The organism is Ruegeria sp. BA12 (genome assembly GCF_056539625.1).
In genome coordinates this window covers 94,233-115,201 of sequence record NZ_JBQFVF010000002.1, presented here as the reverse complement: position 1 = coordinate 115,201, position 20,969 = coordinate 94,233, and the positions used below count along the sequence as shown (strand labels likewise).

The following is a 20,969-nucleotide window of genomic DNA, read 5'->3' as shown; positions in this document are numbered from 1 at the left end:
GGGCCGCGCAGGCTAAGGTGGGCTTAGCTGCTCATATCATAGGCCCGTTCACCGTGTACCGACAGATCTAGCCCGTTTGTCTCGGTTTCCGCGTCTACGCGAAGCGGGGTGATAAGTGCAACCAGTTTGATCAACACAAAAGTGACAACTGCCGTAAAGGCACCCACAATCACCAGCCCGCCAATCTGGGCAGTCCAAGCGCCCAAACCGAATACGGCGATCATCAGCGTGCCAAAGATGCCGCCCACGCCGTGAACGGCAAAGACGTCCAGCGTGTCGTCGATTTTGGCGATGTTTCGGATGACGTTGACCGCCTCCTGACATAGGACACCTGCGACTGCACCGATGATTAGCGCCTGCACCGGATCGACATAGCCCGAGGCCGGGGTGATCGAGGCCAGACCGGCGATTGTGCCGGTGACCAGCCCCACCATCGAGGCTTTGCCGTATTTGATGCGTTCGTACAGCGCCCATGTCAGTGACGCGGTCGCCGCCGAGATATGCGTGACAGTCATCGCCATCGCCGCACCACCATCAGCGGCCAATTGCGAGCCGCCATTGAAACCGAACCAGCCGACCCACAGCATCGCGGCACCAATCATGACAAAGCCGGGGTTGTGCGGTGGCGTCGTGCGATTGCGGCGTGGTCCAAGTGCAATGGCGATGATCAGTGCAGCCAGACCGGCGGTTTCATGGACAACGATGCCACCCGCAAAGTCGCGGACACCCACCTCACCAAGAATGCCACCATCGGTCAGCATGCCGCCGCCCCAAATCCAATGCACCACGGGCGCGTAGCACAGCAACATCCACAGGGCTGAGAATGTCAGGACAAACCCAAACCCCACACGTTCGACATAGGCCCCAACGATCAGGGCTGGGGTGATGATGGCAAAGGTCATCTGGAAGGCAAAAAACAGGACTTCTGGCAGGGTGCCCGACAGGCTGTCGGCGTCGACACCGTTCAAAAACGCTTTGCCCAGCCCGCCCCAAAGGCCCGACCCACCGTCGCCAAATGCGATGGAATAGCCTGCGACCAGCCACAGGATGCTCATCAAACAGGCGATGCTGAAACAGTGCATGAAGACGCTCAGCACGTTGCGGGCGCGCACGAGGCCGCCGTAGAACAGGGCCAGGCCCGGCAATGTCATGAACAGGACTAGGGCGGTTGCCACTATGATCCAGGCGGTATCGGCTCCATTCATTAGCCGGTCTCCTTTTTTGCGTCTTTTACGTGCGTGGAAGGGGTTGAAGCCGACAGCAGTCGCGGAAAAAAGAGGCAGACGCGGTTTTAGCGCCTGATTAACGGGCTTTTGGCCAAGCGGTGATAAAACAGGCACCCGATGGTGCCGGATGCCCAATAATTAAACAACTTGGGAAAGGTGCGTTGGCGCAGATCTACTGGCGTCATTAGGGAAACCGACGAGTAAGCGGGTGTCAGGCCCGCCAACGTATGACCCATTAGAAAGCGACCTGCGCTAAGGGATTGCTTGTCTTGGTTGAAAGCGGCTTCTAAAGTCGGTTGCGACGACAGGAGGGACCGGAATGACGGTGGAGTTGGCAGGACCACGCATCCAGAATTTGGACAAAGTCCTGGAGGGCATCAGTGACATTCACGGCACAGGCTTGTTTGCGCGGTCCGATATCCAAACTGGCGCTGTTCTGGGTTATTTAGACGGCCAAATCGTCGACTATGATCGACATCCCACGGTTCGCGACCTGGAGTGGAACGGGATTGGCGGAAGCAAGGTACTCTGCCGCCCATTTGCCACCCAATACGCTTTGATTAACCATTCGTTTACCCCCAATCTTTCAATACTCAGAACCGATTGGGCCATTGTGGCCTGTAAGGATATTCGTGATGGAGAAGAATTGACGCTTGATTACCTCGAGCATGGCGTTCCCGAAACCTATCTAAATTCTCCACACGGAAATTACCTGCGTAACAATTGAAAATATGTTCACTCATCATCTTATTCATCCAGTGCATCTGGAAACCGAGACCCGTATCCGGCTGTCCTCTGTCATTCGAGAAATTGTCCCTTTAAGACCAGTGCTTTGCGGTAAAGCGGCCGAGGAGATCTCGGAGAACAGGCTTAACGCAAACCATACTGATGAATTACACGCATTCTCTGGCAACGCCTTCACAAAAAGTCTGACTGAACTGCGTCGCAATGCCTGCCTTGAGTGGGATCTGTCGGATCTGGTGACATCCCCGGAACCCCATTGCGACGCGTGGTATTTCAAACTTCTGCTGATGGTTTCTGGTGATATGTGTCTGGTCTATGGCGCGAGTTTCTCGGATCTTGCGCACTTGCCCGAAAACCCGCGGCCTTACTACCGCGACCACACGCTTCCCGAAGTTACAGAACTGGTCGACGCACTGGTTTCCGTTTTGCAGCTTCGCGTTGGATCGCGGCTTGAGGCTGATCTGGACACATCCATTCAAGTCGTCCTTGGTGGGGTGGACACGGCACCATTCCATGAACGCCTTTCGAAGTTGTTCGAAGAGGAAGGGCTGGTATTGGAAGAATGCGAGATGTCGGCGGCAGAAAATGGGGATTGGACCATCTACGGAGGCTGGAGTTATTCCGCTATCGTTCGCAAAGACCTGGCCGAGGAATTCTATTTCGTTGCGCTGATGTTCAGGTTGCAGCTGGACTGGATCAAAGCGCGCCGTATTCGCAACAAGATCGTCAATACTGCGGATGAGCGCGCCGAATCCTATCACGGAAGCAAAATTGGCGAACTCAATACCGCCCTGAATGAGTTGATCTTTTTCCTACAGGTGGCCCGCCAAAGGCGGGCTGATTACCGGGCGAACCTGAAACCCTGGCTTGCCCGGTGTTACGATTCGACCAACACACGCTGGCAAATCGAAGATAACTTTGACAGCCTTTACAAAGCGGCCTGTGATTTTCGGAATTATGTCGGTTTTATCAGCGACGAAAAATCCAAGCTGCAACTCGAGATTCAGTCAAAACTGCTGTACTTCATCGCTGGTCTGGACACATTGGCGATATCCTCTTTTGCCATGACGTTGCTGTCTTTTCGGCGCGGTGACAGCCCTGTGTTGCCCGGCTGGATTCACCAATATGGCCCAAAGCTGCTGTTGTTTCTTGTGGCGTCGAATGTCGCTCTTTTGCTGGTGATTTTCGTGCTGGGCTTCATTCGAAAAAGATAAGCAGTTTTGGCTCCACATTAAGAAAACGCGCCAAGCCCTTGTGCTAGCAGTGCCAAAGCATGATCTCGCGCGGCCACGCGCACGTTGTCCCGACCCAATGCACCAAATTCGACGGTCTCGGTCAGCGTAGGATGGCCTTTCGCGGCCAACCCAAAACAAACCCGGCCTTCGGGTTTGAATTCAGAACCGCCAGGGCCCGCGATACCGGTTACGGAAACCGCCAATTGCGCGTCGGAGTGCGCCAGGGCACCGTCCGCCATTTCACCCGCAACCGGTTCCGAAACCGCCCCATGTGCGACCAGTGTTTCGCCCTGAACTCCCAGCATTTGCTGTTTCGCGGTGTTCGTGTAGGTGACAAACCCACGCTCGACTACGGCTGAACTGCCGGGGATATCGGTCAGCGCCGCCGCCACCATACCGCCGGTACAACTTTCGGCGGTGGCGATCATCACGCCCTTTGACTTGGCGCGGTCGAGGATTTCGGCAACGGTCACAGGCCCAGAACTCCGTGCGAGATACCGGCGAGGATCAGAACTCCGACCCCGGCGAGGATACCGGCAATGACATCGTCCAGCATGACACCCATTGCGTCGTCGCGCCGGTCGGCCCAGCCAACAGGGCCCGGTTTGGTGATGTCGAACAAGCGGAACAGCACGAAGCCGGCAATCCAGCCCGGCCAAAGTGCCGTGATTTCAATCCCGTGTGCCCAGGAGGGATAGGAAATTGCCCAAAGCGCGATGAACTGCCCGGCGACCTCGTCGATGACAATCTCGGACGGATCGTGATTGTCCTGGCCTGCTGTCATTACGCGCGTTGCCCAGAGACCGCCAAAGAACGCGGCCAGTGTGGCGATCACCAACAGCGGAAAGCCACCCAGTGTATGCAGAACCCACGCCAGCGGCAGGGCGGCCAGTGACCCCCATGTGCCGGGCGCAGGTCGCAGATAGCCCACGCCGCAGACGGTTCCGATCAGTTGCGCGGCGGTCATGATTTCACCAGACAAGCTGTGGCGAGTGAGGCAATCCCCTCGCTTCGGCCAGTGAACCCCAGCCGTTCCGACGTCGTTGCTTTGACCGAGACCTGATCCGCGCTTAGGTCCATGATCCGTGCCATCTCGTTGCGCATGGCAGGCGCATGGGGGCCGATTTTGGGGTATTCGCAGACCAGTGTGCAGTCGACGTTCGAGATTTTGTAGCCCATCTGCCCGGCCAGTTCGACCGCATGGCGTAGGAAAATCTCGCTGGCAGCACCCTTCCATTGCGGGTCTGAGGGGGGGAAGTGCTGGCCAATGTCGCCCTGCGCCAACGCGCCATAGATGGCGTCAGTGACGGCGTGCATGCCCACATCCGCGTCTGAATGACCTTGCAGGCCGCGATCATGCGGCACCTTTACACCACACAGGATCACGTGATCCCCGTCGCCAAACCGATGCACGTCATACCCGTTGCCCAGCCTTACATCCATATCCGTTCCCAATATGCGTTCCGCCCGGGCAAAATCCTCGGGTCGTGTGATTTTGATGTTATCCGCATTGCCCGGCACGATGGCCACGTCCAGCCCGGCTGCGCGGGCGACCTCGACATCGTCGGCAGCACCTCCGGTATGGGCCGCGTGGGCCGAGACGATGGCGTCATAGTGAAAACCCTGCGGCGTTTGCGCAGCGAACAGCCCGGTCCGGTCCTGAGTTCCCGTCACGATAGAACCGTCTCCGGTCCAGAGCGCATCAGTGACCGTCAACCCCGGCGCGGCAGCAGGGTGGGTTTCCAGTGCTTCCAGAACCTGTTGAATGGTCTGAAGGTCAACACAAGGCCGCGCTACGTCATGGATAAGAACGCGATGCACCCCATAGGGCAACAGCACATCAAGCCCGTTGCGCACCGATCCGGCCCGGTCACTGCCGCCCTTGGCAAGGATCAGATCAGAGTTTTCGAATTCGGCCCATGCGTCCCTGTCATCTTCGGACAAGACAAGCACGATCTGGTCGACTTGCCCTTGAAATTGATCAATCGTCCAATCCGCAACGCGGCGCCCTGCCAATGGGCGCCACTGCTTTGGTGTTCCCCCTCCGGCGCGCAAGCCGCGTCCTGCGGCGACGATGATGGCGGCGGTGGTCATGGGGGCGTTCTCTCCGGTGGTTTGAGGCAATCTTTAGGGTGCGGTGAATGCAGAGGCAATCACCCACGTAAAGTTGCCTAAAAAATAGGCATATGATGATTTAGCGGGCTTGAAGGTTGCCGTTTTGTTGTTCATATGCGCTCAATTCGATATCAAAGCCGCAACTGCCCAAGGATTAAGCACGTTGACTCTGCTCCTCGCTGACAAAGCCCTGAACCCGCCGGTCTTGCTGGCACCGATGGCCGGAATCACCGACCGTCCGTTTCGCGATCTAGTGATGCGTTTTGGCGCGGGCATGGTCGTGAGCGAAATGGTCGCCAGCCAGGAGATGGTTCAGGCCAAGCCTGGCGTGCGGGAGCGGGCCGAACTTTCGGCAGATGTTGAGAACACCGCCGTTCAACTGGCGGGGCGTGAAGCGCATTGGATGGCCGAAGCCGCCAGGCAGGTGGCCGATCGCGGGGCGCGGGTGATCGACATCAACATGGGCTGCCCGGCCAAGAAGGTGACGAACGGTTATTCTGGGTCAGCCTTGTTAAAGACGCCGGATCACGCACTGACATTGATCGAGGCGGTTGTCGAAGCCGTTAATGTTCCGGTGACTCTGAAAACCCGACTGGGCTGGGACGACAACCTGCTGAATGCGCCCGACGTGGCGAGACGAGCCCAGGATGCGGGTATTTGTATGGTCACGATCCATGGCCGTACGCGTTGTCAGTTCTACAAGGGCAGTGCCGATTGGCGGGCGATCCGCGCGGTGAAGCAGGCGGTGTCGATCCCGGTTATCGCGAACGGGGATATCGTGGATACGGACGCCGCGCGTGTTGCGCTGGATCAATCCGGCGCGGATGGAGTGATGGTCGGACGTGGGGCGCAGGGCAAGCCGTGGTTGCTCGCGCAGATTTGTCATGATCTCTATGGCGCAGCCGCGCCGGAAGTTCCGGCGGGTGACGACCTGATCGAAATGGTACGTGCGCATTATCAGGCGATGCTTGGGTTCTACGGGTCCGATCTGGGCCTGCGCGTCGCGCGCAAGCATCTGGGCTGGTACATGGATGAGGCCGGCACGCCCGCCACCCTGCGCCGTTCCGTTCTGACTGCGCGCGATACCGACGAGGTGTTACGCCTGCTGGGTGATGCGCTGAACACAGATGCAGAGGCGGCGGCATGACCTCGGATCAGGATATTTGGACCTCGCTGCCGGTTCCCGCTTTCATCATCAACGCCGAAGACCTGATTGCCGATGTGAATTCGGCTGGCGAAGGGTTTCTGAACGCATCGCGCAAAGCTGTTGTCGGGCATCCGGTCTGGGATCAGATTGCCGTGGATGCCCCGCTGGAAGAAGCGTTTGAGCGCGCGCGTGAACATGGCACGCCCCTGTTCGTGAACGATGTGGATGCAGGGTCGGGCAACCGGGCCCCGCTTCAATGCGCATTGCAGATTGCGCCTTTGGTCGGGCATCCCGGATCGATGATCATGATCATCTCACCGCGTGAACTGGCCGGGCGAATGACCTTGGGCAATACGGTGAAATCGGCAGCGCAGTCCGCCATCGGCATGGCCGAGATGCTGGCTCATGAGATCAAGAATCCACTGGCTGGGATCACCGGCGCGGCGCAATTGCTCAGCATGAATATCCCGCCGCAAGACCTTGAACTAACGGATCTTATTGTCGCTGAAAGTCGCCGCATCGTTAAGTTGCTGGAACAGGTCGAGCAATTCGGAAACCTGCAACAACCTGATTTCAAACCGGTCAATGTTCATGACGTCCTCGACCGCGCGCGCCGGTCGGCGCTGCTGGGGTTTGGCGCGCATATGAAAATTATCGAGGATTACGACCCTTCGTTGCCGCTGGCCTACGGAGACCCGGATCAGTTCCTGCAGGTGGTGTTGAACCTGCTCAAGAACGCCTCGGAGGCCGCTGACCCCAAGGGCGGAACGATCCGCTTGCGCACCTATTTCGAACACTCCTTCCGGCTGCGACGCAATGACGGGTCGGGACATTCTCTGCCGCTGCAGATCGAAATCATCGACGATGGCCCGGGTCTGCCCGAGAAGATCCGTGGGGATATTTTTGATCCCTTCGTTTCAGGCAAGGAAAACGGCACCGGCCTTGGGCTGGCGCTGGTCAGCAAGATCATCTCGGACCATGACGGCTGGATTTCGGCCGACTCGGTACCGGGCCGCACGGTGTTCCGCATCTCGCTGAGGCGGGCACCAAAAGACGCAATGTAAAACAAGGAGAGCACCTGATGGATGGTACAGTACTGGTTGCAGATGACGACCGCACGATCCGCACTGTTCTGACGCAGGCCCTGACGCGGGCAGGGTGCAAAGTTCATGCGACCTCGTCGCTGACCACGTTGATGCGCTGGGTTGGCGAAGGCAAAGGCGACGTCGTGATCTCAGACGTGGTAATGCCGGACGGTAACGGGCTGGAGATGCTACCGAAAATCTCGCAAGATCGACCCGGTTTGCCGGTCATCGTGATCTCGGCCCAGAACACGATCATGACGGCGATTCAGGCGGCTGAAGCGGATGCCTATGACTACTTGCCCAAGCCATTCGATCTGCCCGATCTGATGAAGCGGACCGCAAGGGCGCTTGAGCAGAAGCAACATGTGCAAACCGAAGCGGTCGACGTCGCCGAGGATCGTCCGGAAGAACTGCCTTTGGTTGGACGTACACCGGTGATGCAGGCGCTGTACCGGTTGGTCGCCCGGGTAATGAACACCGATTTGTCGGTCATGATTTCTGGTGAAAGTGGCACAGGTAAATCATTGATTGCGCGCGCTATTCATGACTTCTCGGATCGGCGCACATTGCCGTTTGTGATCGCCACAGCGGCGGACCTGCGCGATCTGGAAGGCCCTGCGCGCATTATGGCGCGTGTACGTGGCGGCACCCTGTTGATCGATGAGATAGCCGATATCGAAGACGAATTGCAGGCCCGCATCGTGCGCATGATGGATACGCCCGGCGATCACGTTCCGCGTTTTATGGCCACTAGCCAGTCGGACCTGACCGAAGCGATGGAAAATGGGCGGGTGCGCCAAGATCTGTATTATCGCCTGTGCGGCGCCACGGTGCATGTGCCCGCCTTACGCGAACGGGTGGACGATATCATCTTGCTGGCCGATCACTTTCTGGCGCGCGAAGAGCGTGAGCATGGTGCCAAACGCTGGCTCAGCCCTGACGCGGTAGAGCTGGTTCGGCGTTATTCGTGGCCTGGTAATGTGCGGCAACTGGAAAACGCCGTGCGCCGTCTGAGCCTGACCAGCCGCACCGACGAGATTACCAAATCTGAGGTCGAAATGGTTCTGGGCAGCCAGCCCGAGGCCGAACCGATTCTGGGCGATGGTGAACGTGAGAAATTATCGGCCTCAGTTGCCCGTCATTTGCGCCGATATTTCGACCTTCACGGAAATCTCTTACCGCCTCCGGGCCTGTATCAGCGGATTTTGCGCGAGGTCGAGGCGCCACTGATAGAACAGGCTTTGGACGCAACCGGCGGAAATCAGGCGAAATGTGCGGATCTGCTGGGGATTAACCGGAATACGTTGCGGAAAAAGATTACAGATCTCGATATTCAGGTGACACGTCGACGCAAACTGATGTAATATCGCCACACAAATCGTGGCATCTGGGTTCTCACCCGGCAAGGACCACGACATATGGCGGTACGTCGCGCAAGCGACACATCAGGATGAGGGCAGACGGTGGCAACCCGGGCACAGAGCGGGCCGATTCCAGCGATAAATCGGTGGCGGAAATCCCGAAAACTGCGCAATTTCGGCACTTTGGGGCTGGTTCTTCTGGGCCCTGCGCTGGCGTTGTCGACCTATCTTGTCATCGGTCCTTTTGATCTGGGGGCAACGGCCCCAACGCTGCGCCTGATCCTTCTGGCAGATTTGGTTTATGTGCTGGTCGTGGCCGCCCTTGTTTTGGGGCAGGTCTTCAACCTGATCGCGGCGCGCCGGGCGAAATCCGCGGGCTCCCGTCTACACCTTCGATTGATTGGCGCATTCACGCTGTTGGCTCTGGTGCCGACTGTTACCGTTGCGATCTTTGCGGGGTTGACGGTGAATATCGGTCTGGAAGGGTGGTTTTCGGATCGCGTACGTCAGGTGGTGGGCTCGTCCCTGACCGCGGCCGAAGCATATGAGTTGGAACACCGGCAGGGTCTGACACAGGACGCAACCATTCTTGCGCGGTACCTGGATAATGCGCGTAACCGTGACTTTTACATTTCGGACGCGGAGCTGCGCGAAGTTCTTGCGCAAGGACAAGCGCAGATTCAACGTGGTCTGCGCGAGGCGTATGTCATTGATGGTATTGGCGAAATCAAGTCGCGCGGGGATCGTTCTTATCTATTCAATTTCGAGGCCCCTACACCTGAACAAATGATTCAGGCCACGGATGACGGCGTCCTGATCATCGCCGATTGGCAAAATAATGAATTCCGCGCGCTTGTTCCATTGCAGGCTTATCTGGACCGGTATCTTTATGTCAGCCGCGAGGTGGATGGACAGCTATTGACGCTGCTGGACGATACCAAGGAAACGGCGCAATTCTACCAACAGTTGGAAAGCGAACGGGGCAGGGTGCTGTTCGAATTCGGACTGCTGTATCTGGGCTTTGCAGTGATCCTTATTCTGGCGGCTATGTCGCTGGGCATGTGGTTCGCCGAACGCCTCTCGCGCCCGGTGGGTCGATTGACCACGGCTGCTCAGCGCGTTGGTGCGGGTGATCTGAGTGTGCAGGTGATCGAAGAGGCCAACGATGACGAAATCGCAATGTTAGGCCGTTATTTCAATCAGATGACGCGGCAACTTAAAGGACAACGCGATACGTTACTTGAGAACACCCGCCAGATTGAGCGCCGTCGGCGTTTGTTCGATTCGGTGCTTAGCTCGGTGACCTCGGGAGTGGTTGGCGTTGATCCAGATGGCTGCGTAACATTCGTGAACCGTTCAGCCGAGCGGTTGCTGGACTGGACGCGCGTGGATGAGCAGCTTGCCATCGGAATTGCGGTGCCGGAGTTCCTACCGCTATTCGAAAGCCTAAAGGAAAGTGGGCAAGAGGCCGTGCAGGGTGAGATCAAGGTCACTCGCAAAGGTCAACTTGAAAACCTGCTAGTCCGCATGGCCACCCGCCGTGGTGAAGATGGCGGGCTTGAGGGTTATGTGGTTGCTTTCGACGATGTGACCGATCTGGTCAGTGCGCAGCGGATGGCCGCTTGGGGCGACGTCGCGCGGCGGATCGCGCACGAGATCAAGAACCCGCTGACGCCAATCCAGCTGAGCGCGGAACGGATTAAACGCAAATTCGCACGCAAGTTGGATGAAGAGGATTGCGATAGCCTTGAATCCATGACCGACGTTATCGTGCGGCAGACAAATGATCTACGGCGGATCGTGGACGAGTTTTCGAAATTCGCACGGATGCCGGAACCAGACAGGCGCGAAGAAGACGTCGTCGGACTGGTGCGCGAGGCAGTACTATTGCAGCAGGCCGGGCAGCCGGACGTGCAAATCGATGCAACGCTGCCGGATCAACCGATATTGACGGATGTGGACGCCACGATGCTGAATCAGGCTCTGACTAATCTGATCAAGAATGCCGGTGAGGCCATTGAAACACTAAAACAAAAAGGCGCACCAGAAAACCTGAAGCCACAGATAAAGGTGGACGTGATCAGCGATGACGCGGGTACGGTGATTACCATCGCTGACAACGGCATTGGACTGCCCGAAGACCGGGCGCGACTGTTCGAGCCGTATGTGACCACAAGGGACGAAGGCACAGGTTTGGGCCTGCCCATCGTCAAAAAGATTATCGAAGAACATGGCGGGGCGCTCACTCTGGAAGATGCACCCGTCTTTGACGGACAGGACCATTTTGGTGCGATGGCCGTGATCCGTTTACCAGGGGGAAATCTCTCTCCGACCGCAGCGCCACAGAAGCAGGCAATTCATACAAACAAACTGAAAGCAGGCCAAAGATGAGTGACATTCTGATCGTAGATGACGAACGCGATATTCGCGAGCTGGTGTCCGACATTCTGGAGGATGAAGGCTATTCAACCCGGCTGGCTGGCAACTCGGACGAGTGCATGGCCGAAATCAATTCTGAACCGCCGGGGCTGTTGATACTGGATATCTGGCTGAAAGACAGCCGCATGGACGGGATCGACATTCTGAAGGCGGTGAAACGCGACAACCCCGACGTGCCAGTGGTGATTATTTCCGGCCATGGAAACATTGAAATTGCCGTGGCGGCGATCAAGCAAGGGGCGTATGACTTTATCGAAAAGCCCTTTAATATCGACCAGTTGATGGTGGTGATCCGACGCGCCATGGAAACCTCGCGCCTGCGTCGCGAGAATGCCTCGTTGAAGCGCAAAGAGGTCACCAATTCGGATATGATCGGCAAGTCCGCGTCTTTCCGCGCGATGCAAAGCCAGTTGGACAAGGTGACCAAGTCGAACGGTCGTGTGATGCTGAGCGGCCCTGCCGGATCGGGCAAGGAAATCGCTGCGCGGTATATCCACGCGCATTCCAACCGCGCCAATGCGCCCTTTGTGACCGTGAATTGCGCCGGGGTTGAACCCGAGCGTGTGGAAGAAGTTCTGTTTGGCCGCGAATCCTCGGAACGCGGCATCGAGCCCGGCCTGTTGGAAGAGGCCCATGGCGGTGTGGTCTATTTCGACGAGGTGGCCGATATGCCGATGGGCACGCAGTCCAAGATATTGCGTGTGCTGGTCGATCAGCAATTCCAACGTGTTGGTGGGTCGGACAAGGTGCGGGTTGATCTGCGGGTAATCTCATCAACCAACCGCGATCTTGAAACGGAAATCGCCGCCGATCGGTTCCGTGAAGAATTGTATCACCGCCTGAACGTGGTGCCGATTGCGGTGCCGTCGCTGGAAGAACGGCGCGAGGATATCCCAGTTCTGGCGCAGCATTTCATTGAGATGTGTAATGAAACGCAGGGGCTCGCGATGCGTGAGATCTCGGAAGAGGCGGTGGCGCTGTTACAGACCATGACCTGGCCAGGTAATGTGCGGCAGCTCAAGAACCTGATTGAACGCGTGCTGATCCTGGGGGACGATTCTGGCCCGATCGAGGCCAAGGAATTGCCCGCCGAAGAAGAAAAGACCGACGACTCGGGTCGTGTGGTGCTATCGGGTGCGCTGGCAACTTTGCCCCTGCGCGAAGCCCGCGAGGCGTTCGAGCGGGAATACCTGCTGACCCAGATCAACCGCTTTGGCGGCAATATTAGCCGTACCGCCAGCTTTGTCGGGATGGAGCGCAGCGCGCTGCACCGCAAACTAAAATCGCTGGGGGTTGTGACCTCGAACAAATCGGGCGCGCGAGTGGCACAACTGGACGAACCGGAGCCGGCGGAATAATCCGCCGGGCCGTTACCCCGCCTGACCGGGATCGATGATCTGGAACGACCCGTTGTCGAATTTCACATAGCACGATTGGGTGCCTATCGGTGGCAATGTCGTGGTGGCCACGGCGGGCACCCGTGATTTCACGTTCTGCTTGCACGGCGGCAGGCTGATCGGGCGAAACCCTTTTTTGGCCATGCACTGGGCCTCGACCTGATTGCGCAATCCTTGATTTGCATCGACGCTGTAAACCTGACCGGGCTGCCACCAGCCGGGCGAGCGGTAACAGCGCCCCCGCCCATCACAATAGGTGCGCCCGGGCCAATACGTGGGCGGGCTTTGACGTATCTGAGTGGCTACCGGAACCTCTTCCAGCGCCTTAACCTGGCATTGAGTGGTCTCGGCTTGAAGGCGCTTAACGCTCTCACCTTCACGATAATACAGTGAAAGGGGGCCTTCGCATGCGGACAGGACCATCAATGGAATAATCAAACGAAGTACTGATTTCATAGGCTTATCTTGCCTTAGCTTTGCCGGTATGACAATTCAATTGACCGCTTTGGGGGCATCTGTCATTCAAAGATTTCAGGCAGAAGGGCCAAAAACATGAAGGTCATCATTTGCGGTGCGGGTCAGGTCGGCTGGCAGATTGCACGGCACCTTTCGGGCGAGCTGAACGATGTGACGGTGGTGGACAACAACCCTGACCTGGTGCGTCGCGCGACCGAAACGCTGGATGTGCAGGGGATTGCAGGGTTTGCCAGTTATCCGGACGTGCTAGAGCGGGCAGGCGCCCGTGACGCCGACATGATCATTGCCGCGACCCATTCGGATGAGGTGAATATGGTCACCTGTCAGATGGCGCACTCTATTTTCTCGATCCAGCGCAAGATCGCGCGCTTGCGTTCGAAATCCTATCTCGAGGCGATCCACTCGGACTTGTTTCGTCGCGATCACCTGCCCATCGACGTGGTGATCAGCCCTGAGCGCGAGGTGGCCGCCGCCGCCATGCGCCGTCTGTCCGCACCTTCGGCCTTTGACACGGAACTGTTCATGGATGGCAAAGCCCAGTTGCTTGGCATCCGCATCGAAGAAGACTGTCCCATCATCAATACTCCGCTACGGCAACTGACAGATCTGTTTTCAACACTCAGCTCTATTGTCGTGGGGGTTCGGCGCGACGGCAGCCTGTTTGCCCCGGAATCCGAGGACCAGTTGTTCGTTGGCGATGAATGTTATGTCTTCAGCAATGTTCAGGACGTTGACCGCACGATGGAGGTCTTTGGCAAGACCCAAAAGAAACAAGACCGCGTGGTGATCGTCGGTGGCGGTAACGTCGGGCTTGAGGTCGCGCGCACGCTGGAAGAGCGTGAAAGCCGAGTGCGCGCCAAAATCATCGAACGGGATCGCAGCTGCGCCGAACATGCCGCTGAAGCATTGGAACGAACGATTGTTCTGAATGGCGACGGGCTGGATGCCGCACTATTGCGCGAGGCGGGCATCGAACGGGCCGATGCGATGCTGGCGGTTACTGATGATGACCGGGCCAACATGCTGGTCGCTGTGCGCGCCAAATCCGAAGGTTGTGCGCTGGCGATTGCGTTGATCAATGATCCAACAATGGTGGCGCTGATGGGCCCGCTGGGGATCGATGCTTATATCAACCCGCGTGCCACGACCGTCAGTTCAATCCTGCGCCACATTCGCCACGGGCGGGTGCGGCAGGTCTATTCCATTGGGGATGCCGAGGCCGAGGTGATCGAGGCCGAGGTGCTGTCGACCTCGCCGCTGGCCGGGCAAAAACTGCGCGACATTGATTTCCCCGAAGGCGTTCTGGTGGGTGCCGTGCGCAAGGGGGATGAGGTGCTGCGCCCCACTGGCAGCCTGCGGATCGAGGAAAAAGATGTCGTGGCGATCTTTGCCATGGCTAAGGATGTGCCCGAGGTCGAGCGGTTGCTGCAGGTTTCGATCGATTTCTTCTGATGATGCGCGCGCGAACACAGCAGATCGGTTTGGTGCGGCGCTTGCCGCTGTTCCTGCTGATCTGGGCGGTGTTTTCGCTGTCGATGTGGGTGCCGGCGATCTATGCGCTGGCGCTGGATGATCATGACACGTCGCGGTCGTTCTTCTATTCCGGTTTGTTGGGGCTGTTCGTGGTGGCCTCGGTCGGGTTGGCGTCATCGAACCGGGTGCCGCGAAGGGGCACGTTGGGGCAATTGGCGGTGTTGTTGGGGTGTTTTACGGTACTGCCCTTGTTTCTTGCCATTCCGCTGCACGATGCGTTGGGCAATACCACTTTCTTGAACGCCTATTTCGACATGGTCAGTGCGCTGACAACCACGGGCGCTGACATTTTCCCAGACCCTGATCGCCTTACGGCCCCGCTGCACCTTTGGCGGGCGCTGGTGGGTTGGATGGGCGGCTTGCTGATGTGGATTTCGGCCGCCGCGATTCTTGCACCGCTGTCGTTGGGCGGGTTCGAGGTGACCGCACGTGGGCAACCCGGCCGTCCAGTCTCTGGTGTTGCACAAAGTGAAAAGGTTGACCCGCGTGGACGATTGATCCGAGTGACTCGTACGCTGACGCCAGTTTATACAGGTCTGACGGCGGTGATCTGGCTGTTGCTGCTGATCGCAGGCGAGCAAGGACTGACCGCCATCTGTCATGCGATGTCCACCATGGCCACGTCCGGAATCTCTCCGGTCGGTGGGCTTGAGGGCGCACAGGCTGGTTTCACGGGCGAGGCGATCATATTCTTGTTCCTGTTCTTTGCCCTGTCCCGACTGACCTTTTCCACGGATACCGCCACCACCGGGTATTCGCGGCTGGACAAGGATCCAGAGTTTCGGATCGGTCTGCTGATCGTCATCGCCGTTGCAACGCTTTTGTTTTTTCGTGTGTGGGCGGGCGTCAATGAAATCGGCGGGACACTGAGCCCGATTGATGCGGTGTATGTGTTCTGGGGTATGGTGTTCACGGCACTGGCTTTCTTGACAACGGCCGGGTTCGAAAGCGCCAACTGGAATGACGCACAGCAATTGTCGGGGCTGGGGACGCCCGGCCTGATCCTTATGGGGCTGGCCCTGATCGGCGGGGGAGTCGCAACCACGGCGGGCGGCGTCAAACTGCTGCGGGTATTCGCTTTGTACCTGAACGGTGCGCGTGAGATTGACCGGCTGATCTACCCCTCATCGGTCAGCGGCGTAGGGGGGGGCAATCGACGCATTCAAAGCGACGGAGCCTTTATCGCCTGGATCTTTTTGATGATGTTCGCACTGACGGCCGCCTTGTTCAATCTGCTGCTGGCGATGATGGGGGCAGGGTTCGAACAGGCCATGGTCCTGACCGTTGCGGCGCTTAGCACGACGGGTCCGGTAATTGAACTGGCCACGGATATTCCCATCCGACTTGTGGACCTGTCACTTGGAGCCAAACTGACAATGTGTGCGGCAATGGTGATCGGGCGGCTGGAAACACTTGCGATCATTGCCCTGATTACGCCAACCCTTTGGCGCGATTAAGCTTCGGCATTCCAGAATTGACTGATTTTTCATCTGGAATATCTGTGCGCAGCACTCCATACTCCTGCGGAGGGAGCGCGTTGGTCCGCAGCGCGTAGCAAGAACAATGGCGAGATAATAAAATATGGCTTCGGACAGACAGAATCTGCAGGACGCGTTCCTGAACAATGTACGGAAAGCAAAGGTCCCGGTCACAATATTCCTGATCAACGGTGTGAAATTGCAGGGTGTGATCACCTGGTTCGATAATTTCTGTGTGCTGCTACGCCGCGACGGACAGTCGCAGCTGGTCTATAAGCATGCGATTTCGACCATCATGCCGTCGCAGCCGATCAGCCTGTATGAGGGCGAAGACGCCTCTTGATGGAACACGATAGGACGCGCACCCGGGCTTGGGTGCTGCATCCGGAAATCAAATCTGATGAACAGCGCCGCGTTCCCGAACCAGCGCTGGACGAGGCGGTGGCGCTGGCTGCCGCTTTGCCCGATTTGGATGTGATCGGGTCTGAAATTGTGCGCTTGCAACGAGCCCAGCCGGGGTTGCTGTTCGGCAGTGGCAAGATCGAGGAACTGGCCGAGCGGCTTCATGACAATGAAATCGAATTGGTTTTGATCGACGGGCCGGTTTCACCCGTGCAACAGCGCAACCTTGAGAAGGCTTGGAAGGTCAAAATCCTCGACCGAACCGGCCTGATCCTTGAGATTTTCAGCGACCGCGCCCGCACCCGTGAAGGTGTGTTGCAGGTCGAGATGGCGGCGCTCAGCTATCAACGAACGCGGCTGGTGCGGGCCTGGACACACTTGGAACGTCAGCGGGGCGGATTGGGGTTTGTGGGCGGTCCCGGTGAAACCCAGATCGAGGCCGACCGCCGTGCGATTGATGAACAACTGGTGCGTCTGCGGCGGCAGCTGCAAAAAGTTGTCAAAACCCGCACGCTGCACCGCGCTGCCCGTGCCAAGGTACCGTATCCGATTGTGGCCCTGGTGGGCTATACAAACGCCGGGAAATCCACACTGTTCAACCGTCTGACCGGGGCCGAGGTGATGGCCAAGGACATGCTGTTTGCCACGCTGGACCCGACCATGCGCCGCGTTGAGTTGCCCGACGGTCCTGAGGTGATCCTGTCGGACACGGTGGGTTTCATCTCGAACCTGCCGACGGAACTGGTCGCGGCTTTCCGGGCGACACTCGAAGAAGTTCTGGGCGCCGATATCGTTGTCCACGTACGCGACATCAGCCATGAGGAAACCGATGCACAGGCGCAGGATGTCGAGGCGATTTTGACCTCGCTGGGCGTCGACGAAGAACGCCCTCGGCTGGAGGTGTGGAACAAGATCGACTTACTGAATGGCGACGAACGCGAGGCCGCGTTTAAACGAGCCAAACGTGATCCGTCGATATTCGCCATTTCGGCGGTAACCGGCGAAGGGGTAGACCCTCTGCTGGCCGAGATTGCAACCAAGCTGCAGGGTGCGCGACACGAAGAGATACTGTCTTTGGGATTTGCCGAGGGCAACAGGCGCGCCTGGCTGTTTCGACAGGATGTCGTGCGGTCCGAAAAGCAGACCGAAGACGGGTTCGAAATCACTGTATTGTGGACGGACAGGCAGGCGGCGCAATTCGCCGGGATTTAGAAATCAACCTCCATCAATCTGACGCTGCATATCCTCGACGTCGAACCAGCCCTGCGAGGATAGAACTTTGTGGTCTTCGGTCAGGTCCCATTCTTCCCAGCCCCGTGTGACGACGAGATTGCCGGTTTTGGTATGGTGGCCTTCGAAGGTCCAAACAAAGATCGCGTGGGGCCCAGCCCATCTCATCATGTCGCAGCGTAGCTCAAGATCGGGAAAGTCTGATTGAAATCCACGGGCCATTTCGGCGATCGCGGCGCGGCCTTTCAGCGGTTCAGCCCGGTTCATGGATATCTGCCCGTCGGCGGCAAAAAAGCTGGCGACCGCATTATGATCACCCGAACTCCAGGCGATTGCATAGTCGCGTGCAAGGTTGTTCAGCCTATCCCGAATACTCGCCATTTGTGCCCCCGGTCCCACATAATCCGCTGACAGATCGTATGCGAAAACGGCACTCGGCGTCCACGGGGGCGGGTAGCAGGGGGCAAGGTCTTGCCGAAACAGCGGAATTCAGCGCGGGATCAGGTTGGTCACTCCGACGGCCGCAGCGCGCGCCAAATCCAGGTCCAGTGACATCGGGATATACTCGCCTCGCCGCCATAGCTGAGCCTGATCATCATAATAGCGCGACAGGAAATGGCCCGACTGGCCGGTTGCCGTAATAAAGACCGAACTGTCCGGGTCCGCAAAGTCATAAACACCGCGATAACCTGCTCCATGTACGTTCTGAAACGGGTCCTTACCTTCGCCCGAGGTACGCCCGCGCAGTAGGGTATTGTCGCCGCCGCTTGTGGATTGCCGGATATTGACGAAGAACCGTAAAACCGGAACCGAACCCAGTACCGGGTGATCGTGTGTTGCCTGATGCGCATCGCCCCAGCGCAGGGATTGCAGTGCGGTTCCATAGTTTTCAGCGATCCAGATCAGCGCATCGTCCAGCGCCAGCCGCGCCATGTCGGTGCAGGTCTCAGAGGGCGCGCTTTGGCGTACGTCACACCAGACCGACGCGCCATCGATGTCGCGGTAGACGCGCTCTATGAACAGCGGCTCGACATGTTTGTATTCGGCGGCCAGCGGGCCCAGCTCGTCCGAGATCAGACGTATTTGCAGCGCCCTTAGCCACGCTGCATAGATCAGCGGTTCGGGCAGGTGCTCGTTCATCTCACCATTCCATTCGGCCAGCAGGGAAAGGGCGATCTGGCGCTGACGTTCCGGGGTGCCTTCGGGGGCGGATGCGCCGGTAAACCAAAGGTCCGCGCCGATCAGCGGCAGCAACGAGCGGGCGGTAAAGCTGACGGTATCCAGTTGTGCCTCGATAAAGCTGTCGCGCGTGTGAACCTCGCGCGATTGCATCAGGCGTTCCCAGCGATGAACGCGCTGGGTGTCGCCCCATTCATACGAGACATGCAAGGGGAAGGGGCGGTCGATGATCTTGTTGTTTGTGTTGCCCAGAATACCACCTGCGGGGGCTACGAATTCGGGATTGTCGGCATAGGGCAGGCGACCTTGCCAGAGGTTTTCGGCCAGCCAACCGGGTGTTGGGATGCGGCCTCGGCTTTGGTTGCGCAGGTCGCGTTTGGGCATTGCGCCAATCAATTTCAGACCGATCGTGTCCTTGTCGACCAGCGACAGGTTTTGCGAGGGCGAAATGAACAGCTCGCCCACATCAATGGCCTCGCGAACAGTGTCGGCATTCATCAGGGCCATAGACGCCGTCATCGACGTGTCGCGCGGGCTAAGCGCCGTCCAAGACAACGAGGCGACATGACCCGGAGGCGTGATCGTTTCCAGATTGTAGTGACTTCCAGGCAGGACTGGGCCATTTTCCGTCCAACGCAGGGTCAGGGTGATGGGGGTCTCGTCCTTGATCTCGATAATCGAGGGGCGGGTGCGGAACTTTTTGAAGCCATCCGGCGACAGGTATTCCTCGGTGTTGTCGGGGTTCAACTGCTCGATATGTACGTCCTGATCGTCCAGGTAGGACGACGTCAGACCCCAGCCCAAACGATCACTGCGCCCGGTCATGATGGCAGGAACGCCGGGAATAGTTGCACCAATCACGCCACCTTTGGCCAACTCCAGCCGCGCCAGATACCAGACACCGGGGGCAGTGAACCCTAGATGCGGGTCATTGGCCAACAACGTTCCCCCACTGGCCGAGCGTGAGGGCGCGGCGGTCCAGGCATTGGACGCTCCGGCCAATCCTCGTTTCGGAAAAGGCGACAGCGGCGTGTCGGGCATAGGTGTGCCGCGGGCGTAACGGGGCAGCCCTGGAAACAAAGCGGCATATTCTGGCAGGGCAGCAATACCGGCCCCCGGCACATTCGGCAGGATATCGGTCAACCGCGCCGGATCGTTCAGCATTAATGAAGTACGGGCACGCAGCACTTCGTCCTCAAGATGGCCGGACAGTTGCAGACCCATCAGCTTGATCACCGCAATGCTATCGCCCGGTTGCCAGGGCGAAACGGGCGCGTTGAACAAAAACATCTCGGGCGCACCACGGCCAAGGGCGGCTTCGTTGATCTCATCCAGTCGCGCGTTTACCCCGGCGGCATAGGCGCGTAAGGCGGTTTTGGTGTAATCGTCCTGCGCCTCGACCGAGCGGTGGGCCAGACCGTAAAGGTCCAGTCGGCGCAGCAGCTTGTCGATGTGGACGGTACGCGCGCCGAAAATTTCCGACAGGCGCCCCTGGGCGGTACGGCGCATGACCGTCATCTGCCACAGACGGTCCTGCGCATGGGCATAGCCCAGACCGAAGAACACATCCGGATCATTTTCGGCCAGGACATGAGGGACATTGGCGGTATCGCGGATGATCTCGACCGGGGCGTTCAGCCCCCGAACCGCGACCGTTTGATCGTAATCCGGCAGGGACTGGCTCGCCAGGAAATACACCAATGCCACAGCGGCCAAAGCCAGCAGGACCAGACCCGTTGTAATGCGTACGAGCCAGCGAAAAACAAATCCCATCTGCGGCCTACAATCCTGATCCTATTCCGATTGAGGTCAGACTAGATGATGGCTGGATCGACCGAAAGAGGAACAGCCCGGGAATATTCGTGTTTACAGCGCTATAAATGAAAAACCCCGCCGCAGCTGGGAACCTGTGGCGGGGACT

At 58.2% G+C, this 20,969-nt stretch carries 18 protein-coding genes; 11 read left to right on the top strand and 7 right to left on the bottom strand.

Annotated features, from left to right (window positions below; all coding sequences use genetic code 11):
* Nucleotides 1–23 precede the first annotated feature (23 nt).
* Nucleotides 24–1,205 carry an ammonium transporter gene (locus tag ACR0B0_RS06030; protein ID WP_170348896.1) on the bottom strand — a complete coding sequence of 394 codons (1,182 nt, stop codon included), beginning with the start codon at nucleotides 1,203–1,205 and terminating at the stop codon, nucleotides 24–26.
* Nucleotides 1,206–1,545: 340 nt separating this feature from the next.
* Between ACR0B0_RS06030 and ACR0B0_RS06025 the strand changes: the two genes are divergently transcribed.
* Together ACR0B0_RS06025 and ACR0B0_RS06020 are read left to right on the top strand one after the other, a co-directional pair.
* A complete protein-coding gene (locus ACR0B0_RS06025; RefSeq protein ID WP_170410091.1) occupies nucleotides 1,546–1,953 on the top strand; it encodes an SET domain-containing protein-lysine N-methyltransferase in 408 nt (135 codons plus the stop codon).
* Between the two features lie 4 nt (nucleotides 1,954–1,957).
* Complete coding sequence (locus ACR0B0_RS06020; protein WP_480646890.1) at nucleotides 1,958–3,184, top strand: hypothetical protein; 1,227 nt, start codon at nucleotides 1,958–1,960, stop codon at nucleotides 3,182–3,184.
* A gap of 17 nt (nucleotides 3,185–3,201) precedes the next feature.
* Here ACR0B0_RS06020 and ACR0B0_RS06015 read toward each other — a convergent pair whose 3' ends face one another.
* The 3 genes from ACR0B0_RS06015 to ACR0B0_RS06005 are packed head-to-tail and all read right to left on the bottom strand — an operon-like array spanning nucleotide 3,202 to nucleotide 5,299.
* Nucleotides 3,202–3,678: a CinA family protein gene (locus ACR0B0_RS06015; RefSeq protein WP_170348893.1), complete on the bottom strand. Its 477-nt coding sequence runs from the start codon at nucleotides 3,676–3,678 to the stop codon at nucleotides 3,202–3,204.
* On the bottom strand, nucleotides 3,675–4,172 hold the full coding sequence (locus ACR0B0_RS06010; protein ID WP_170348892.1) for a phosphatidylglycerophosphatase A family protein: 498 nt from the start codon (nucleotides 4,170–4,172) through the stop codon (nucleotides 3,675–3,677). The genes ACR0B0_RS06015 and ACR0B0_RS06010 overlap by 4 nt, the downstream gene beginning before the upstream one ends.
* Complete coding sequence (locus ACR0B0_RS06005) at nucleotides 4,169–5,299, bottom strand: bifunctional 2-C-methyl-D-erythritol 4-phosphate cytidylyltransferase/2-C-methyl-D-erythritol 2,4-cyclodiphosphate synthase (protein ID WP_480646888.1); 1,131 nt, start codon at nucleotides 5,297–5,299, stop codon at nucleotides 4,169–4,171. Before ACR0B0_RS06005 ends, ACR0B0_RS06010 begins: the two co-directional genes overlap by 4 nt.
* Before the next feature lie 184 nt (nucleotides 5,300–5,483).
* Between ACR0B0_RS06005 and dusB the strand changes: the two genes are divergently transcribed.
* The 5 genes from dusB (at nucleotide 5,484) to ntrX (ending at nucleotide 12,710) form a co-directional block, all read left to right on the top strand.
* Complete coding sequence (gene dusB, locus ACR0B0_RS06000) at nucleotides 5,484–6,467, top strand: tRNA dihydrouridine synthase DusB (protein WP_226688378.1); 984 nt, start codon at nucleotides 5,484–5,486, stop codon at nucleotides 6,465–6,467.
* The gene (locus ACR0B0_RS05995; protein ID WP_480646886.1) at nucleotides 6,464–7,531 is read left to right on the top strand and encodes a two-component system sensor histidine kinase NtrB; all 1,068 of its coding nucleotides are present in this window, start codon (nucleotides 6,464–6,466) and stop codon (nucleotides 7,529–7,531) included. Before dusB ends, ACR0B0_RS05995 begins: the two co-directional genes overlap by 4 nt.
* 17 nt (nucleotides 7,532–7,548) lie before the next feature.
* On the top strand, nucleotides 7,549–8,916 hold the full coding sequence (locus ACR0B0_RS05990; RefSeq protein ID WP_480646884.1) for a response regulator: 1,368 nt from the start codon (nucleotides 7,549–7,551) through the stop codon (nucleotides 8,914–8,916).
* A gap of 99 nt (nucleotides 8,917–9,015) precedes the next feature.
* Complete coding sequence (locus ACR0B0_RS05985) at nucleotides 9,016–11,304, top strand: sensor histidine kinase NtrY-like (protein ID WP_480646882.1); 2,289 nt, start codon at nucleotides 9,016–9,018, stop codon at nucleotides 11,302–11,304.
* Nucleotides 11,301–12,710: a nitrogen assimilation response regulator NtrX gene (ntrX, locus tag ACR0B0_RS05980; protein WP_170348886.1), complete on the top strand. Its 1,410-nt coding sequence runs from the start codon at nucleotides 11,301–11,303 to the stop codon at nucleotides 12,708–12,710. The genes ACR0B0_RS05985 and ntrX overlap by 4 nt, the downstream gene beginning before the upstream one ends.
* A gap of 12 nt (nucleotides 12,711–12,722) precedes the next feature.
* Here ntrX and ACR0B0_RS05975 read toward each other — a convergent pair whose 3' ends face one another.
* Nucleotides 12,723–13,205: a hypothetical protein gene (locus ACR0B0_RS05975; protein WP_170348885.1), complete on the bottom strand. Its 483-nt coding sequence runs from the start codon at nucleotides 13,203–13,205 to the stop codon at nucleotides 12,723–12,725.
* Between the two features lie 96 nt (nucleotides 13,206–13,301).
* Between ACR0B0_RS05975 and trkA the strand changes: the two genes are divergently transcribed.
* The 4 genes from trkA to hflX all read left to right on the top strand — a co-directional run bounded on the left by trkA (nucleotide 13,302) and on the right by hflX (nucleotide 17,851).
* Nucleotides 13,302–14,678: a Trk system potassium transporter TrkA gene (trkA, locus tag ACR0B0_RS05970; protein WP_170514531.1), complete on the top strand. Its 1,377-nt coding sequence runs from the start codon at nucleotides 13,302–13,304 to the stop codon at nucleotides 14,676–14,678.
* Nucleotides 14,678–16,216, top strand: a complete 1,539-nt coding sequence (locus tag ACR0B0_RS05965) for a TrkH family potassium uptake protein (protein ID WP_170348883.1) — start codon at nucleotides 14,678–14,680, stop codon at nucleotides 16,214–16,216. Before trkA ends, ACR0B0_RS05965 begins: the two co-directional genes overlap by 1 nt.
* 124 nt (nucleotides 16,217–16,340) lie before the next feature.
* Nucleotides 16,341–16,580 carry an RNA chaperone Hfq gene (hfq, locus tag ACR0B0_RS05960; RefSeq protein ID WP_010440340.1) on the top strand — a complete coding sequence of 80 codons (240 nt, stop codon included), beginning with the start codon at nucleotides 16,341–16,343 and terminating at the stop codon, nucleotides 16,578–16,580.
* The gene (gene hflX, locus ACR0B0_RS05955) at nucleotides 16,580–17,851 is read left to right on the top strand and encodes a GTPase HflX (RefSeq protein WP_226688380.1); all 1,272 of its coding nucleotides are present in this window, start codon (nucleotides 16,580–16,582) and stop codon (nucleotides 17,849–17,851) included. The genes hfq and hflX overlap by 1 nt, the downstream gene beginning before the upstream one ends.
* 3 nt (nucleotides 17,852–17,854) lie before the next feature.
* Here hflX and ACR0B0_RS05950 read toward each other — a convergent pair whose 3' ends face one another.
* Together ACR0B0_RS05950 and ACR0B0_RS05945 are read right to left on the bottom strand one after the other, a co-directional pair.
* Entirely contained in the window at nucleotides 17,855–18,250 is a 396-nt protein-coding gene (locus ACR0B0_RS05950; RefSeq protein WP_170348881.1) for an SgcJ/EcaC family oxidoreductase, read from the bottom strand.
* Between the two features lie 108 nt (nucleotides 18,251–18,358).
* Complete coding sequence (locus ACR0B0_RS05945) at nucleotides 18,359–20,821, bottom strand: penicillin acylase family protein (RefSeq protein ID WP_480646880.1); 2,463 nt, start codon at nucleotides 20,819–20,821, stop codon at nucleotides 18,359–18,361.
* Nucleotides 20,822–20,969: the final 148 nt, after the last annotated feature.

What these genes read in the sequence shown, in the direction of transcription:
- ACR0B0_RS06030 (WP_170348896.1), bottom strand. Translation starts at nt 1,205, where the DNA reads ATGAATGGAGCCGATACCGCCTGGATCATAGTGGCAACCGCCCTAGTC.
- ACR0B0_RS06025 (WP_170410091.1), top strand. Translation starts at nt 1,546, where the DNA reads ATGACGGTGGAGTTGGCAGGACCACGCATCCAGAATTTGGACAAAGTC.
- ACR0B0_RS06020 (WP_480646890.1), top strand. Translation starts at nt 1,958, where the DNA reads ATGTTCACTCATCATCTTATTCATCCAGTGCATCTGGAAACCGAGACC.
- ACR0B0_RS06010 (WP_170348892.1), bottom strand. Translation starts at nt 4,172, where the DNA reads ATGACCGCCGCGCAACTGATCGGAACCGTCTGCGGCGTGGGCTATCTG.
- ACR0B0_RS06005 (WP_480646888.1), bottom strand. Translation starts at nt 5,299, where the DNA reads ATGACCACCGCCGCCATCATCGTCGCCGCAGGACGCGGCTTGCGCGCC.
- ACR0B0_RS05995 (WP_480646886.1), top strand. Translation starts at nt 6,464, where the DNA reads ATGACCTCGGATCAGGATATTTGGACCTCGCTGCCGGTTCCCGCTTTC.
- ACR0B0_RS05990 (WP_480646884.1), top strand. Translation starts at nt 7,549, where the DNA reads ATGGATGGTACAGTACTGGTTGCAGATGACGACCGCACGATCCGCACT.
- ntrX (WP_170348886.1), top strand. Translation starts at nt 11,301, where the DNA reads ATGAGTGACATTCTGATCGTAGATGACGAACGCGATATTCGCGAGCTG.
- ACR0B0_RS05975 (WP_170348885.1), bottom strand. Translation starts at nt 13,205, where the DNA reads ATGAAATCAGTACTTCGTTTGATTATTCCATTGATGGTCCTGTCCGCA.
- trkA (WP_170514531.1), top strand. Translation starts at nt 13,302, where the DNA reads ATGAAGGTCATCATTTGCGGTGCGGGTCAGGTCGGCTGGCAGATTGCA.
- ACR0B0_RS05965 (WP_170348883.1), top strand. Translation starts at nt 14,678, where the DNA reads ATGATGCGCGCGCGAACACAGCAGATCGGTTTGGTGCGGCGCTTGCCG.
- hfq (WP_010440340.1), top strand. Translation starts at nt 16,341, where the DNA reads ATGGCTTCGGACAGACAGAATCTGCAGGACGCGTTCCTGAACAATGTA.
- hflX (WP_226688380.1), top strand. Translation starts at nt 16,580, where the DNA reads ATGGAACACGATAGGACGCGCACCCGGGCTTGGGTGCTGCATCCGGAA.
- ACR0B0_RS05950 (WP_170348881.1), bottom strand. Translation starts at nt 18,250, where the DNA reads ATGGCGAGTATTCGGGATAGGCTGAACAACCTTGCACGCGACTATGCA.
- ACR0B0_RS05945 (WP_480646880.1), bottom strand. Translation starts at nt 20,821, where the DNA reads ATGGGATTTGTTTTTCGCTGGCTCGTACGCATTACAACGGGTCTGGTC.